At 71.4% G+C, this 14,806-nt stretch carries 11 protein-coding genes; 4 read left to right on the top strand and 7 right to left on the bottom strand.

The window, feature by feature from the left end; translation table 11 throughout:
* Window positions 1-118: 118 nt before the first annotated feature.
* The 4 genes from G4G93_RS04285 to G4G93_RS04270 form a co-directional block, all read right to left on the bottom strand.
* Entirely contained in the window at window positions 119-520 is a 402-nt protein-coding gene (locus G4G93_RS04285; RefSeq protein ID WP_165081547.1) for an ACT domain-containing protein, read from the bottom strand.
* A complete protein-coding gene (locus G4G93_RS04280; RefSeq protein ID WP_165081544.1) occupies window positions 517-954 on the bottom strand; it encodes a thioesterase family protein in 438 nt (145 codons plus the stop codon). The genes G4G93_RS04285 and G4G93_RS04280 overlap by 4 nt, the downstream gene beginning before the upstream one ends.
* Window positions 955-1,027: 73 nt before the next feature.
* Window positions 1,028-1,855 carry an aldo/keto reductase gene (locus tag G4G93_RS04275; RefSeq protein ID WP_165081542.1) on the bottom strand — a complete coding sequence of 276 codons (828 nt, stop codon included), beginning with the start codon at window positions 1,853-1,855 and terminating at the stop codon, window positions 1,028-1,030.
* A 65-nt stretch (window positions 1,856-1,920) separates the two neighbouring features.
* The gene (locus tag G4G93_RS04270; RefSeq protein WP_165081540.1) at window positions 1,921-3,126 is read right to left on the bottom strand and encodes an ABC transporter substrate-binding protein; all 1,206 of its coding nucleotides are present in this window, start codon (window positions 3,124-3,126) and stop codon (window positions 1,921-1,923) included.
* 1,089 nt (window positions 3,127-4,215) lie between these two features.
* On the opposite strand from G4G93_RS04270, the gene G4G93_RS04265 reads away from it, so the two are divergent.
* Complete coding sequence (locus G4G93_RS04265; RefSeq protein WP_165081538.1) at window positions 4,216-6,504, top strand: putative bifunctional diguanylate cyclase/phosphodiesterase; 2,289 nt, start codon at window positions 4,216-4,218, stop codon at window positions 6,502-6,504.
* A gap of 217 nt (window positions 6,505-6,721) precedes the next feature.
* Here G4G93_RS04265 and G4G93_RS04260 read toward each other — a convergent pair whose 3' ends face one another.
* Both G4G93_RS04260 and G4G93_RS04255 read right to left on the bottom strand, forming a co-directional pair.
* A complete protein-coding gene (locus G4G93_RS04260; RefSeq protein WP_165081535.1) occupies window positions 6,722-7,759 on the bottom strand; it encodes a DMT family transporter in 1,038 nt (345 codons plus the stop codon).
* Window positions 7,760-7,788: 29 nt separating this feature from the next.
* Window positions 7,789-8,559, bottom strand: a complete 771-nt coding sequence (locus G4G93_RS04255; RefSeq protein WP_165081533.1) for a hypothetical protein — start codon at window positions 8,557-8,559, stop codon at window positions 7,789-7,791.
* Window positions 8,560-8,983: 424 nt separating this feature from the next.
* On the opposite strand from G4G93_RS04255, the gene G4G93_RS04250 reads away from it, so the two are divergent.
* The 3 genes from G4G93_RS04250 to G4G93_RS04240 are packed head-to-tail and all read left to right on the top strand — an operon-like array spanning window position 8,984 to window position 13,907.
* Window positions 8,984-9,808, top strand: a complete 825-nt coding sequence (locus G4G93_RS04250) for an FAD binding domain-containing protein (protein ID WP_165081531.1) — start codon at window positions 8,984-8,986, stop codon at window positions 9,806-9,808.
* Entirely contained in the window at window positions 9,805-12,576 is a 2,772-nt protein-coding gene (locus tag G4G93_RS04245; RefSeq protein WP_165081529.1) for a molybdopterin cofactor-binding domain-containing protein, read from the top strand. Before G4G93_RS04250 ends, G4G93_RS04245 begins: the two co-directional genes overlap by 4 nt.
* Window positions 12,567-13,907, top strand: a complete 1,341-nt coding sequence (locus G4G93_RS04240) for an NCS2 family permease (protein WP_165081527.1) — start codon at window positions 12,567-12,569, stop codon at window positions 13,905-13,907. Before G4G93_RS04245 ends, G4G93_RS04240 begins: the two co-directional genes overlap by 10 nt.
* Window positions 13,908-13,974: 67 nt before the next feature.
* On the opposite strand, the gene lexA is transcribed toward G4G93_RS04240, so the two are convergent.
* The gene (gene lexA / locus G4G93_RS04235) at window positions 13,975-14,718 is read right to left on the bottom strand and encodes a transcriptional repressor LexA (protein WP_165081525.1); all 744 of its coding nucleotides are present in this window, start codon (window positions 14,716-14,718) and stop codon (window positions 13,975-13,977) included.
* Window positions 14,719-14,806 lie beyond the last annotated feature (88 nt).

Raw genomic sequence — 14,806 nt, 5'->3', positions numbered from 1 at the left:
AGATGCGCGGCGGCATGGGCGGGTCCTCCGGTCGGGATGCCCGCAGCCTGGGCGGCGGAGGGGGACGCAACAAGCCGTAAGGGGCGAACGGTGCCTTCGTGGCGGGTGGAGGCCGGCCTCACGCGCCGTCGCCGGCGAGCCCCCGCAGCACCTCCATCGCCTCCTCGGCCCGCGCGACCGGCACGAACAGGTGGTCGTGGTGGAAGGCCGAGACGGCGTTGACGGCGATGCCCCGTTCCGCGAGGCGGGCCGTCACCGCGGCGAGGAAACCGACGGCGCCGAGCGCGGAATGCACCGCGAGGGTGATCCAGCGGCACGGGAACTCCCCCGGCAGGCCGGCGCGGGCGGCCTCCGCCCCGGACAGGATCATGGTCGTCCCTTCCGCCTCGCGAAAGCTCATGACGGGGACGACGCCTGCCGGCACCGTCCCGTCCTGGACGGTGGCGAAGACGTAGGTCCCGGGCCGCAGATCCGGCCGCATTCCGGCGAGGAGTTTTTCCAGGTCGGTCTCGCCGCTCATACGGCCAGGGGCTCCAGCACCCGCCGCAGGGCGTCGGGCAGCGGCACCGGGCGCTGCGTCGCCCGGTCGACATAGACGTGGACGAAGTGGCCCTGCGCCGCGGCCTCGTCCTCGTCGTTGCGGAACAGCCCGACCTCGTAGCGCACGCTCGACGTGCCGCGATGCGCGACCCGGATCCCGGCGCTCACCCGGTCGGGAAACGCCATCGAGCGGAAGTAGCGGCACCCGGTCTCGACCACGAGGCCGATCACCGGGCTCGTCGCGATCTCGAGGGCGCCCTCGGCGATCAGCACGCTGTTCACTGCGGTGTCGAAGAAGGCGTAATAGACCACGTTGTTGACGTGGCCGTAGACGTCGTTGTCGGCCCAGCGGGTGGTGATCGGCACGAAGCGCCGGTAGGCGGCGCGGGTCTCGGGGGGCGTGCGGCCGCTCAAGGTCTGTCTCTCGCAACACGGATCGGCGGGGCCGGGAGCGTAAGCTGCGCCGCCGCCGCCGAGCAAGCCGGGTTCACGCCCCGAAGGTCTCCGGATCCGGCCCCATCCGCCCCGCCGGGTCGTCGAGAGCCTCGATCCGGGCACGATCCTCGTCGTCGAGGGTGAAGCCTGAGACCTCGCGGTTCTCGCGGATGCGGGCCGGGTTGGCCGATTTCGGGATCGCCACGTTGCCGAGATCGAGGTGCCAGCGCAGCACGACCTGGGCCGGGGTGCGGCCGTGCTTCCCGGCGATCGCCCGGATCACGGGATCGTCGAGCAGGCCGCCGCGGCCGAGCGGCGCCCAGGCCTCGGTGACGATCCCCGCCTCCTCGTGGAAGCGGCGCAAGGCGCCCTGCTGGAAGCGCGGATGCAGCTCGACCTGGTTGACCGAGGGCGTCGAGCCGGTGGCGTCGACGACGCGCTTCAGGTGCTCGACCGTGAAGTTGCAGACGCCGATCGAGCGGGCGCGGCCGTCCTCGCGCAGGCGCATCAGGGCGCGCCAGGTGTCGACATAGGCACCGCGCTGCGGCACCGGCCAGTGGACGAAGTAGAGGTCGACGTAGTCGAGGCCGAGGCGCCCCAGGGATTCCTCGCAGGCCCGCAGGGTCTCGTCGTAGCCGTGGCGGTCGTTCCAGACCTTGGTGGCGACGAAGACGTCGTCCCGGGGCAGGCCGGAGGCGGCGACGGCGCGACCGATCCCGGCCTCGTTGCCGTACATCGCCGCGGTGTCGATCAGCCGGTAGCCGGCCTCCAGGGCGGCCCCGACCACCGCCGGGGCCTCGTCGTTCTCGAGCCGCCACACCCCGAAGCCGAGCTGCGGGATGCGCTTCCCTTCGTTGAGGGTCAGGAACGCGTCGGACATGGGCGGGGCCTCACAGGTGATGACACCCGATCTGGAGCAGGTCCCGCCGATGTCGAGCGGCCGGTCTACTTCACCAGCGGGCAGCCGCCGTCGGCCATCGGCCGGAAGGCCTGGTCGCCCGGCACGGTGTCGAGGAGCTTGTAGTAGTCGTACGCACCCTTGCTGTCGGCCGGGGCCTTCACCTCGAACAGGAACAGGTCGTGCACCGCCCGGCCGTCCTGGCGCACCGTGACGGTACCGAAGAGCGGATCGTTGATCGGCTTCTCGCGCATCGCGGCGACCACCTTCTCGCCCTCGATCGTGCCGGTGTCGCGCACCGCCCGCAGGTAGGCGAGCGTCGAGGAATAGACGCCGGCATGGTTCTCGGTCGGCATCCGGCCGTTCATCCGCTCGGCAAAGCGCTTGGCGAAGGCGCGGGTGCCGTCGGTGCGGTCCCAGTAGAAGGCGCTGGCGAGTTGCAGCCCCTGCGCCGCCTTGAGGCCCAGCGCGTGGATGTCGGAGAGCTGCACGAACAGGGCGGCGAGCCGCATCTCGGGCATCACCCCGAACTCCGCCGCCTGCTTGACGGCGTTGATCATGTCGGCCCCCGTATCGGCCAGAGCCAGCACCTGGGCGCCCGAGCCCTGCGCCGAGAGCAGCGGCGAGGCGAAGTCGCCGGCATTGAGCGGATGCTTGCTCGATCCCTTCACGGTGCCGCCGGCGGCCTTGAGCGCCACGGTGGCGTCGCGCTCGAGCGCGTGGCCGAGGGCGTAATCGACGGTGACGAAGTACCACGACTTGCCGCCGCGGCCGGCGATGGCCCGCGCGGTGGCCGATCCCTGCGCCCAGGTATCCGAGACCCACTGCACGGTGGTCGGCGCGCAGGCCTTGCCGGTGAGGTCGGAGGTCAGCGCGCTGGACGCCAGCGCCACCCGGTGCCGCTCGCGCATCAGGTTCGACACCGCCAGCGCCACCGCCGAGTTCGGCAGGTCGACGATGGTCGAGACGCCCTCCTGGTCGAGCCAGCGGCGGGCGGTGGCGAGCCCGATATCGGGCTTGTTCTGGTGGTCGGCCGAAACGACCTCGACCTTCAGCTCGCCGGCCTCCTTGGCGAAATCCTCGACGGCGAGCTGCGCCGCGATCACCGAGCCGGTGCCCGCCTGGTCGGCGAAGGGCCCGCTCATGTCGCTGAGCACCCCGATCCTGATCGGCGCCTTGGCATCCTGCGCGAATGCGGAGGTGCCGGCGAGCAGCGACAGGGCGAGGCCGGCGGCCCAACAGCGGAACGGCATCAGAGAACCTCCCAGGGAGTTTTTGTCAGATCTTGTTAGCAGCCCAGCCGGGCCGGCTCGCGGCCCTGTATGTCAGGGGTGCGCGGCGGCGTCGATGCGGATCGCGCGGTGTGGTTGAGAAAGCGGGGGCATCGTGCAGGGCGTGGCGCGAGCCATGCCCGAACCACCTCCCCCACGGAGCTCGGGCTCGCCCGAATTCCGCGTCCACGTACCCAGGTCGGGCATGCCCGGCTCGGGTCGGGAGAGGGCTCGCCCGATGCCATGGCTGCCCCCGCGACCGTGAGCGGCGCGCCTTCGCGCTCGGTCGAGCCCGCCTGTCACGTTCCGATGCGGGGCCCGAGGCTGAAGGGTCCGGTCACGCGGCTGAAGCGGTGGCGGCGTGCTCGGCTGGTGCCGCCGAGGCCGCCGCGGCGGGGGAATCCGGCCGGGAGCAGCGTGAGGACGACCTTGCCGACCGATGATCCGTGATCCGCCGGCTCCGGCCGCGCGCCGTCGACAAGTGTCAGGAGCCAGATCGCGAATGAGGCGGGCAGATGTCGATCGGACCGCACCATCCGGATACGTATCCGTCTGCCCCGCTTCATTTCAAGAACGAATTGAAGTCAATCGAATACGCTGGATCTTCTCGCCGATGCCCATGTGAAGACGGCAGCCGGATAGGCGGCCGCGAGGCCGCGGAACGACAGGTCCGAGACGCAGATCAGGGAATGGCATCGAGCGCGATCGACTACATTGCGGCGGCGGAACATAGACGTGGCGGGCCCGACGCGGCGCCGGCTCGACCTGCAACGCCGATGATGGCACTGCAGTTTTCACTACCATCGGTTGTGTTTCCCGCTATCGACTTTCGTCGCCCGACGGCTCGACCGATGGAAGACCGTCGCTACGCCGACAGATCGGCTGTTCGACCAGGCTATACAGCCAAAAAACAACCTGATCGACCAAGCAACACCACAGTCGAGATGCCGTCCTGCCAAGCTATGTCGCTGTGACAGCATGCGAAAACATCGGAATCGGGCCGCGCCATTCAGATACCGATAACTTTCGGTGTGCATACTCTAGCGATCGAAGCGGTCGGACGAGCCGGGAATGGCCTTGTACCTCAAGCAGTTTCCAAGATTCCTGGCCGAGCGCCGCGGGCCGGTGATCCTCGGCCTGATCGTGGTCGTACTCCTGTGGGGCGGCGTCGCGGTCAAGCACGAGAGCGACGTCCGCGATGCCCTCCAGGATTCCGAGCGCACCACCCACAATTTCGCGATGGTGTTCGAGGAGAACGTCCTGCGCTCGATCGGCGAGATCGACAAGTCGCTGTTGTACATGCGGCGCAGCATCGAGAACCGCGCCGGCCGGGAGGATTACGCCACGATCGTCAACACCACCGATCTCCTGAGCGAGATCATCGTGCAGGTGGCGATCATCGGGCCGGACGGGGTGATGCGGGCGACCAATGCCGGGCCGCAGCCGCCGCCGGCGACCGACCTGAGCGACCGAGACCATTTCCGCATCCATGTCGAGAGCCCCGAGGACACCCTCTACATCAGCCGCCCGGTGATCGGGCGGGCGAGCGGCCGGATCTCGGTACAGATCAGCCGCCGCTTCCGCGGTCCGGACGGCGGCTTCGGCGGCGTGGTGGTGGCCTCGCTGAATCCGAGCCACCTGACCCAGTTCTACGACAAGATCGACCTTGGCACCCCGGCGGCGATCTCGCTCATCGGCAGCGACGGGGTGGTGCGCTCCAGCGGCGGCGCCGGCGGCGGGTTCGGGGTCGGCGCCGATCTCGGCCGCACCGAGACCTTCGCCAAGATCCGCTCCGGCCGCTCCGGCACCTTCACCCTCGAGATGCCCGACGCGGGCGAGACCCGGCTGGTGACGATCCGCAAGGTGCGCGAGCATCCCCTGTGGGTGAGCGTGAGCGTGCCGGAAGCCGAGATCTACAGGGAGGCCCGCGCCACCCTGCGGATCGACGCCGTGGTGGCGGCCCTGCTGACGCTCCTGGTCGGGATCGCGGTCGAGAAGCTCCTGCGCATCGAGGCCAAGCGCTCCGAGGCCGAGGCCCGGGTGGTGCGGCTGGCCTCCCGCGATCCCCTGACCGACCTGCCGAACCGCCGGGTGTTCCGCTCCTCCCTCGAGGAACGGGCGGAGGCTGCCCGGGCCACGCCGGACGCACCCTACGCGGTGATGTTCCTCGACCTCGACCGCTTCAAGCTCGTCAACGACACCCTCGGGCACAAGGTCGGCGACCACCTGCTCCAGGCGGTGGGCGACCGGCTCGCCGCCGTGCTCGAGCCCGGCGAGGTGCTGGCGCGCCTCGGCGGCGACGAGTTCGCCCTGATGGTCCCGCGGGCCGGCGACCGGGCCCGCCTGGAGGCCCTCGCCCGCCGCATCGCCGAGGCGGTGCTGCCGCCCTTCGAGATCGGCAGCCACCAGATCCGGTCGAGCGTCAGCATCGGCATCGCCGTCGGGCCGGCCGACGGCGGCACCGCCGACGACATCCTGATCGCCGCCGACCTCGCGCTCTACGCCGTGAAGGCGGGCAAGCGCGGCACCTTCCTGTTCTACGACCGCCGGATGAGCGAGGGGCTGGAGGAGCGGCGCCAGCTCGAGGCCGACCTGCGCCGGGCGATCGAGCGCGGCGAGCTGGAGCTGCACTACCAGCCCTCGGTCATGCTCAAGACCGGCGAGATCGCCGGGTTCGAGGCCCTGGCGCGCTGGTGCCACCCGGTGCGGGGCAACGTACCGCCCTCGCTGTTCATCTCGATCGCCGAGGAATGCGGCCTGATCCACGCCATCGGCGAGTGGTCGCTGACCGAGGCCTGCCGCCAGGCCGCGACCTGGCCCGAGCGGCTGAAGATCGCCGTCAACCTGTCGCCGGTGCAGTTCTCCGGTCCCGACCTCGTCGGGATGGTGCGCGGGGTGCTGGCCCGCACCGGCCTGCCGGCCCACCGCCTCGAACTCGAGATCACCGAGCAGATGCTGCTCGACAGCGGCGAGGCGACGCTGGCCATCCTGCGCGACCTCAAGGCGCTCGGCCTGCACGTCGCGATGGACGATTTCGGCACCGGCTACTCCTCGCTCAACTACCTGAGGAGCTTCCCGTTCGACCGCATCAAGATCGACCGCAGCTTCGTCACGGGGCTCGGCGCGGGCGCGCAGAACGCCGCGATCGTCCGCGCCGTCATCGACATCGCCCGGGTGCTCGGCATGCGCACCACCGCCGAGGGCATCGAGACCGCCGAGCAGCACCGGGTCCTGGCGCTGCTCGGCTGCGACGAGGTCCAGGGCTACCTGTTCGGCCGCCCCGTCCCGGCCGAGGAGGCAAGGGCGCTCATCGCGCGCTGGCGCGCGGAGGACCGGCGGGCCAAGACGCTGGCGGCGTAGAGACACCGGTGGGGGGTGATGTTCGGTCCCGTGATGGCCACGTCATGGGCCGCCACGTGGCACGGCGTCCGCAACGATCACGCTCCCCCACCCGCGACCTCAACCTGAGGTGCCGGCCGGTCGAAGACCGGTCGGCCTCGAAGGAAGGCTGTTCGCCCCCTGGTTCGACAGCGGCGAGCTGTGCCTGCTGCGGTTCGTGTTCCTGCCGGCCAAGCTGCTAAGCCGCGTGATCCCGCGACAGGCTGAGGGTTTCGGGCCGGTGCAGGCGTACGGCCGCCGGGCGGGCGAGCCGCGAGGGCGCGGCGTCGCGCCGGCGCGGCGCGGTCCGGCGCTCCCCGGTCCGGCGGGCCCAGGTCTCGTGCCAGAGGAGCAGGGCGCCGGCCGCCACCACGATCACGCCGCCGACGACGAGGTGCAGGGTCGGGACCTCGCCGAAGGCGAGGTAGCCCAGCCCCATCCCCCAGACCAGCATCAGGTAGTAGAACGGCGACACGGCGGTGGCCGGCGCCGAGGCGAGCGCCCGGGTCCAGAGATACTGCGCGCCGACATTCGAGGCGCCCAGCAGCCCGAACAGGGCGGCGTCGGACCCGCTCGGCCAGCGGAAGCCGAAGACCAGCAGCAGCGAATGCGCCGCCGCCATCACGGCCATCTGCCAGATCAGCAGCGTGGAGGCCTTCTCGGTCTTGGCCATGCCCCGCACCGCCACCGTGACGGTGCCGTACATCACGGCGTTGCCCAGCGCGAACAGCGCCCCGACCTGGAGCGAATCGGCTCCCGGATTGGTCACCACCAGCACGCCGAGGAAGCCCACCAGCAGCACGCCCCAGCGCACCGGGTCGGAGGCCTCCTTGTGCCAGAGGATCGCCACGACGGCGGCGAAGAGCGGCGCCGAGAAGCCGATCGCCGTGACGCCGGCGAGCGGCATCAGCCCGAGCGCCAGCACGGTCAGCGTCTGGGAGATCGCCTGCGACAGGCCGCGGGCGACGTGGGCGCCGGGCTTCCGGGTGCGGAACACCGCGAGCCCGGTGGCCGGCAGCATGAAGGCGCAGACCAGCCCGAAGGCGATCGACGAGCGCAGGAACATCACCTCGCCGACCGGATAATGCGCGACGAGGTGCTTCGAGAACGCGTTCGACAGCGTCAGCAGCATCGTCGCGCCGATCATCAGCGCGATGCCGAGGGGGATGTTGTCGGCGGGGCGGGCGGCCTCCGCCGGCGGCCGGCCGGCATCAAGCGGGCGAGCGGCGCTCGTCATGGGGGCGATCTCCGGCGGGGGCGTCGAGGTCAGGCGACCGGCTGCGCGGCCGGCCGGGCGTCGGCCGCCCCGACCTCCCGGTGCGCAGCCTCCTTCGACCCGGCCTCCTCGCGCCGGGCGCTCGCGAAATCGGCATCCATGAACCAGGGCTTCACCCCGACCCCGCGGCGCAGGGAGTACATGTAGAAGATCGGCATCGTGGCCGGGAACAGGTCGCGGAACTCGCTGCCGTTGAACGTGACGAACACCGCTCCCGGGAAGGCCGCCGCCACGGCGCGCTTCTCGATCATGTTCATGCGGTGGTAGTCGAGGGCACCCTGCTCGGTGGAGCCCTCGCCGCGGTACCACTTCGCCGCGCAGGCGATCAGGCTCGCCAGGATCTCGCCCGAGGGCTCCTCCTCGGCCTTGTCCACGCCGACCTCGCGGCCGAAGGCGACGACGTCGCTGAGCCGGATGGTGGCGAAGCCGCGGGCCCGCGCCGCGGCATCGATGGCGCCGAAATAGGCATCCACTGCCTCGGCCGGATGCCCGTTCAGGGACGCGTGGGTGTCGGTGCAGATCAGCCGGATGAGCGCCCCCGGCCCGTAGGCCTGGCGCACCCGCTCGGCGAGCTGGCCGAGATAATCGAGGCAGGCGAGGTCAGGCGCGGCGATCGCCGAGCGCGGGCCCTTGCCCCAGTAGAGCACGAATTCCAGCGGGCGCCCGTCCCGCGCCGCCGCCTCGACCATCGGCACCAGGCGCTCGGGATTACCGGGCTGTTCGCGCTTGAAGGCCCAGGTGTTGAAGGATTTGATAATCAATTCTGGATTGAATTTTACCGCCGCCCTGCCCTTCAGGACTTGTTTCCGTGGTGCCGCCCAATCGACGGCCCGCCGGCCGGCTGCGGAAAGGTCCGTTCCGCTGGGAGAGATCGCCTGCATGTCTTTCGCCCCTGTCTCGCCGGCGAACGTATAGGCGATAGTAGACTTTTCTAGAGTAGGCATGACGGCGACCTGTTCATCGTCCGGAATGCGCGATAAGTGGGTTAACGACTTGCTAAAGTCAATCAAATTGACAATAAATAGTTAATGTGACCGCTCGAATTCGCTTCGTCGGCTCACCGCCGCCGCCGCGCCCCGCCCCGGCGTCGCAAGGCTCCGCAGCCGGGCCGCGTTGGACGCGATCTTGCCTTCGGGTAACCTGCGCCCCGCCGGGGGCGCAGGCGCGGGGCTCGCGGGGAGGCTCATGGATCTCAGCAGCATCACGGAGGTGGCGACGCCCGGCTCCAGGGCCGCCCTGCCGGCCTGGCGCCCGGGCGACGCCTGGCTCGCCGGCGGGACCTGGCTGTTCTCCGAGCCGCAGGCGGGGATCGGCCGGCTGATCGACCTGCCCTCCCTCGGCTGGGATCCGCACGCGGTGACGGAGCAGGGGCTGCGCATCGCCGCGACCTGCACCATCGCGGCCCTCGACCGGCTCGCGCTGCCGGACGCCGCCGCGGCCGCGCCCCTGGTCGGCCAGTGCTGCCGGGCGCTGCTCGGTTCGTTCAAGGTCTGGAACGCCGCGACGGTCGGCGGCAACCTGTGCCTGGCGCTGCCGGCCGGGCCGATGACCGCGCTCGCGGTCGCCCTCGACGGGACCGCCCTGATCTGGACGCCCGACGGCGGCGAGCGGTGCCTGCCCGTCCGCGACCTGGTGCTGGGGCCGCAAGCGACGGCGCTCGCGCCGGGCGAGATCCTGCGCGAGATCGTCCTGCCGGCGGCCGCACTCCGGCGGCGCACCGCCTTCCGGCGCCTTTCGTTGAGCCCCAACGGCCGCTCCGGCGCCCTCGTCATCGCGACGCTGGACGCGTCGGGCGCCTTCGCCCTCACGGTGACCGCCGCGACCCGGCGCCCGGTGCGGATCGACCTCGCGCGCGTTCCGGAAGCCGGCGCGCTGGCGGCGGCGCTCGCCGCCGCGATCCCGGACGGGCTCTGGTACGACGACGTCCACGGCGCGCCGGACTGGCGCCGCCACGTCACCGGGCTGCTCGCCGAGGAGGCCCGGGCCGAGATCGCGGGAGGCGGCGCATGAGGCTCACCGTCAACGGGCACGACCACGAGGTCGCGCCCCGCCCGGGCCAGTGCCTGCGCACCCTGCTGCGGGAGCTCGGCTGGTTCGGCGTCAAGAAGGGCTGCGACGCCGGCGATTGCGGCGCCTGCACGATCCATCTCGACGGCGAGCCGCTGCATTCCTGCCTGGTGCCGGCCTTCCGAGCCGCGGAGCGGAGCATCACCACCGTCGAGGGCCTGGCCGGCCCCTGCGCGCCGGGGGACGGCGTGCCGGAGCGCCTGCATCCGGTGCAGGAGGCCTTTGTCGCGGTGCAGGGCTTCCAATGCGGCTTCTGCACCCCCGGCATGGTGATGACCGCCGCCGCCCTGGATCAGGGCCAGGCCCGCGACCTGCCGGCCTCGCTCAAGGGCAATCTCTGCCGCTGCACCGGCTACCGGGCGATCGCCGACGCGATCGCAGGCATCGCCGACGCGATCGCGGCGATCCCGGACGGGATCGCACGTCGCGACGGTCCGGTCGCGCCGGCCTGCGCGCACAGCCCGCCGGCCCCGGCCAGCGCCGCCCTGGTCAGCGGCCGGGCGCGCTACACCCTCGATCTCGCCCGGCCCGGCACCCTGCACCTGAAGGTGCTGCGCTCGCCCCACCCTCACGCTCGCGTACGGCGCATCGATGCGACGGCGGCCCTGGCGCTGCCCGGGGTGGTGCGGGTGCTCACCCATGCGGACGCGCCGGACCGTCTCTTCTCCACCGGCCGGCACGAGAACCCGGCCGACGATGCCGCCGACACCCGGGTGCTCGACCCGGTCCTGCGCTTCGTCGGCCAGCGCGTCGCCGCGGTGGTCGCCGAGAGCGAGGCGGCGGCGGAGGCCGGCTGCCGGGCCCTGGCGGTGGAGTACGAGGTGCTGCCGGCCTGCCTCGACCCCGAGCACGCCCTCGACCCCGACGCCCCCTGGGTCCACGGCGCGCGGCCGACCGGCGAGGACGCGCCGCCGCGTCACCCCCATCCCAACCTCGCCGCCGAGGCGCATGGGGCGATCGGCGACGTCGCGGCGGGCCTCGCCGCCGCCGACGTGGTGATCGAGGGCACCTACCGCTCGCAGCGCATCCAGCATGCGCATCTGGAGACCCATGCGGCGATCGGCTGGCGCGATCCGGAGGGGCGGCTCGTCATCCGCTCCAGCACCCAGGTGCCGTTCCTCACCCGCGACGCCCTTTGCGCGCTGTTCGATCTCCCGCGCGAGCAGGTCAGGGTCGAGTGCGGCCGGGTCGGCGGCGGCTTCGGCGGCAAGCAGGAGATGCTGACCGAGGACCTGGTGGCGCTCGCGGTGCTGGCCACCGGCCGGCCGGTGCGCTGGGAGCTGACCCGCACCGAGCAGTTCACCGCCGCCACCACCCGCCACCCGATGCGGGTGCGGGTGCGCCTCGGCGCCCGCGCCGACGGCACCCTGACGGCGATCGCGCTCGACGTGGTGTCGAATACCGGTGCCTACGGCAACCATGCCGGCGGCGTGCTGCATCACGGCTGCAACGAGGTGATCGCGGTCTATCGCTGCCCGAACAAGCGGGTCGACGGCTACGCCGTCCACACCCACACCCTGCCGGCGGGGGCGTTTCGCGGTTACGGCCTGAGCCAGACCATCTTCGCGGTCGAATCCGCCATGGACGACCTCGCCCGCGCGCTGAACCTCGATCCGGTCGAGGTGCGGCGGCGCAACGTGGTGCGGCCCGGCGACCCGATGGTCTCGACGAGCCTGGAGCCGCACGACGTCCAGTACGGCAGCTACGGCCTCGACCAGTGCCTCGACGCGGTCGCGGCGGCCCTGGCCGAGCCCCCTCCCCCGAGCCCGCCGGGCTGGCGCACCGGCTCCGGCATGGCGTTGTCCATGATCGACACCATCCCGCCGCGCGGCCACTTCGCCGAGGCCCGGATCGCGCTTCGGGAGGATGGCCGCTTCACCTTGAATGTCGGCACGGTGGAGTTCGGCAACGGGACCTCGACGGTGCACGGCCAGATCGCCGCGGAGGCCCTGGGCACCACGCCGGACCGGATCGTCCTGCGCCAGGGCGACACCGACGCGGTGCCGCACGATACCGGCGCCTATGGCAGCACCGGCATCGTGGTGGCGGGCCAGGCCACCTTCCGCGCTGCGGACGGCCTGGCCGCGATGCTGAAGCGGCGCGCCGCCACCCGGCTCGGGATCGACCCCGCCGCCTGCCGGCTCGACGGCGACGCCGTGGCGGCGGGCGACCGCCGGGTGCCGCTCGCCGATCTCGGGCCGGCGGAGGCGACCGGCCGGGCCGACGGCAGCCCGCGCTCGGTGGCGTTCAACGTCCAGGGCTTCCAGATCGCAGTGCGGCCGGAGACCGGCGAGGTGCGGATCCTGCGCAGCATCCACGCCGCCGATGCCGGCCGGGTCATGAACCCGGTCCAGTGCCGCGGCCAGATCGAGGGCGGCGTCGCTCAGGCGCTCGGCGCGGCGCTCTATGAGGATCTTCGGATCGACGCCGAAGGCCGGGTCGCGACCCCGTCCTTCCGCACCTACCACATCCCGGCCATCGCCGACCTGCCCCGCACCGAGGTGATCTTCGCCGCCACCCATGACGCGGTCGGGCCGCTCGGCGCCAAGTCGATGAGCGAGAGCCCGTTCAACCCGGTCGCGGCGGCCCTGGGCAACGCCATCCGGGACGCGACCGGCGCGCGGCTGACCGCGACGCCCTTCGCGCCCGACCGGATCTACCGACAGATCAACGACGCACTCGAAAGGGGCGAGGACGAGCGATGGACCTGAAGCGCGACGACGACCTGACCAGGCCGAACGGTTTCCTGGAGCGCACCTTCGCGCTCTCGGCCCACGGCACCAACGTTCGCACGGAATTGCTCGCCGGGCTGACCACCTTCCTGACGATGGCCTACATCGTCTTCGTCAACCCCAACATCCTCGGCGATGCCGGGATGCCGAAGGGCGCGGTCTTCGTCGCGACCTGCCTCGTCGCGGCGATCGGCTCGCTGGTGATGGCGTTCTACGCCAACTACCCGATCGCGCTGGCGCCCGGCATGGGGCTCAATGCCTACTTCGCCTACGTGGTGGTGCTCCAGATGGGCTACACCTGGCAGGCGGCGCTGGGCGCGGTGTTCATCTCCGGCCTGTGCTTCATGGTCGTCACGCTGACGGGCCTGCGGCGGATCATCGTCGACGGCATTCCCCGATCGATGCGCATCGCCATCACGGTCGGCATCGGGCTCTTCCTCGCGATCATCGCCTTGAAGAGCGCCGGCGTGGTGGCGGCGAGCCCGGCGACCTTCGTCACCCTCGGCGACCTGCACAAGCCGAGCACGGTGCTGGCGGCGCTGGGCTTCCTGATCGTCGCGGTGCTCTCGGTGCGCAAGGTGCGCGGCGCGCTCCTGGCCGGCATCCTCACCGTCACGGCCCTCAGCTTCATCGTCGCCGACAACACCTTCCAGGGCGTGGCCTCGCTGCCGCCCTCGATCGCCCCGACCCTGTTCGCGCTCGACATCAAGGGCGCCCTGTCGGGGGGCCTCCTCAACGTGATCCTGGTGTTCTTCCTGGTCGAATTGTTCGACGCCACCGGCACGCTGATGGGCGTCGCCAACCGGGCGGGGCTGCTCACGGAAGGCAAGATGGAGCGCCTCGACAGGGCGCTGATGGCGGATTCCTCGTCGATCTTCATCGGCTCGCTGCTCGGCACGTCGAGCACCACGGCGTATCTGGAGAGCGCGTCCGGCGTCGAGGAGGGCGGCCGCACCGGGCTCACCGCCGCGACGGTGGCCGTGCTGTTCCTGGCCTGCCTGTTCTTCGCGCCGCTTGCCGGCTCGGTCCCGGCCTATGCCACGGCCCCGGCCCTGTTCTACGTCGCCTGCCTGATGCTGCACGAGCTGGTCGATCTCGACTGGGACGACCTGACCGAGGTGCTGCCGGCCTGCGTGACCGCGCTCCTGATGCCCTTCACCTACTCGATCGCCAACGGCGTCGCCTTCGGCTTCATCACCTACGCGGTCATCAAGCTGCTCACCGGGCGATTCCGGGAGGTGAAGCCGGTGGTGTGGGTGATCGCGGCGGTGTTCCTGTTCAAGTTCGTGGCGACGGGCAGCGCGCATTGACGAGCGCTGCCGCCCCGAACCCTCCCCCGCAGAGGGGGGAGGGTTCACCCGCGCGACTCAATGCCCGTTAGTACTTCCGGACCAGGCTCACCAGCCGGCCCTGGATCCGCACCCGGTCCGGCCCGAGCACGCGGGTCTCGTAGGCCGGGTTGGCGGCCTCCAGGGCGATCGACGAGCCGCGGCGGCGCAGGCGCTTGAGGGTCGCCTCCTCGTCGTCGATCAGCGCCACGATGATGTCGCCGGTATTGGCGGTCTCCTGGCGGCGGATCACCACGAGGTCGCCGTCGAGGATGCCGGCCTCGATCATCGAGTCGCCGCGCACCTCCAGGGCGTAGTGCTCGCCGCTGGCGAGGAAGTCCGGCGACATCGCCACCGTGCGGCTCTGGCTCTGGATCGCCGAGATCGGCGTACCGGCAGCGATCCGGCCCATCACCGGCACGCTGACCGACTGGCCGTTCTCGTCCGGCGCCGTCGCCATCGCCGGGATGCCGGCGGGCCGCTTCGGCTCGTGGGCGCGCCCGCCCTCGACCACGCTGGGATTGAACCGCACCACCTCGGCGCCGGACCCGGTCGCGGCCGGCGCCGGTCCCGTCACCGCGTCGGGCAGGCGGATCACCTCGATCGCCCGGGCGCGGTTCGGCAGGCGTCGCAGGAAGCCGCGCTCCTCGAGCGCCGTGATCAGGCGGTGGATGCCCGATTTCGACTTGAGGTCGAGGGCATCCTTCATTTCGTCGAAGGACGGGGGGACGCCCGTCTCGCGCATTCTCTGCTGAATGTAGCGGAGCAGGTCCAACTGCTTACGCGTGAGCATGTGACACTCTCATCCCCGCGCTGGCGCGCTCCGGAAACAAATCGCGAACATGGTAAGCGTTCCGCAAGTGTTCCGCAAGCGGCTTCGA

Origin of the sequence: Methylobacterium sp. DB0501 (genome assembly GCF_011043735.1) — a bacterium.
Lineage (GTDB): Bacteria > Pseudomonadota > Alphaproteobacteria > Rhizobiales > Beijerinckiaceae > Methylobacterium > Methylobacterium alsaeris.
This window is presented reverse-complemented; position numbering and strand designations above follow the sequence as displayed.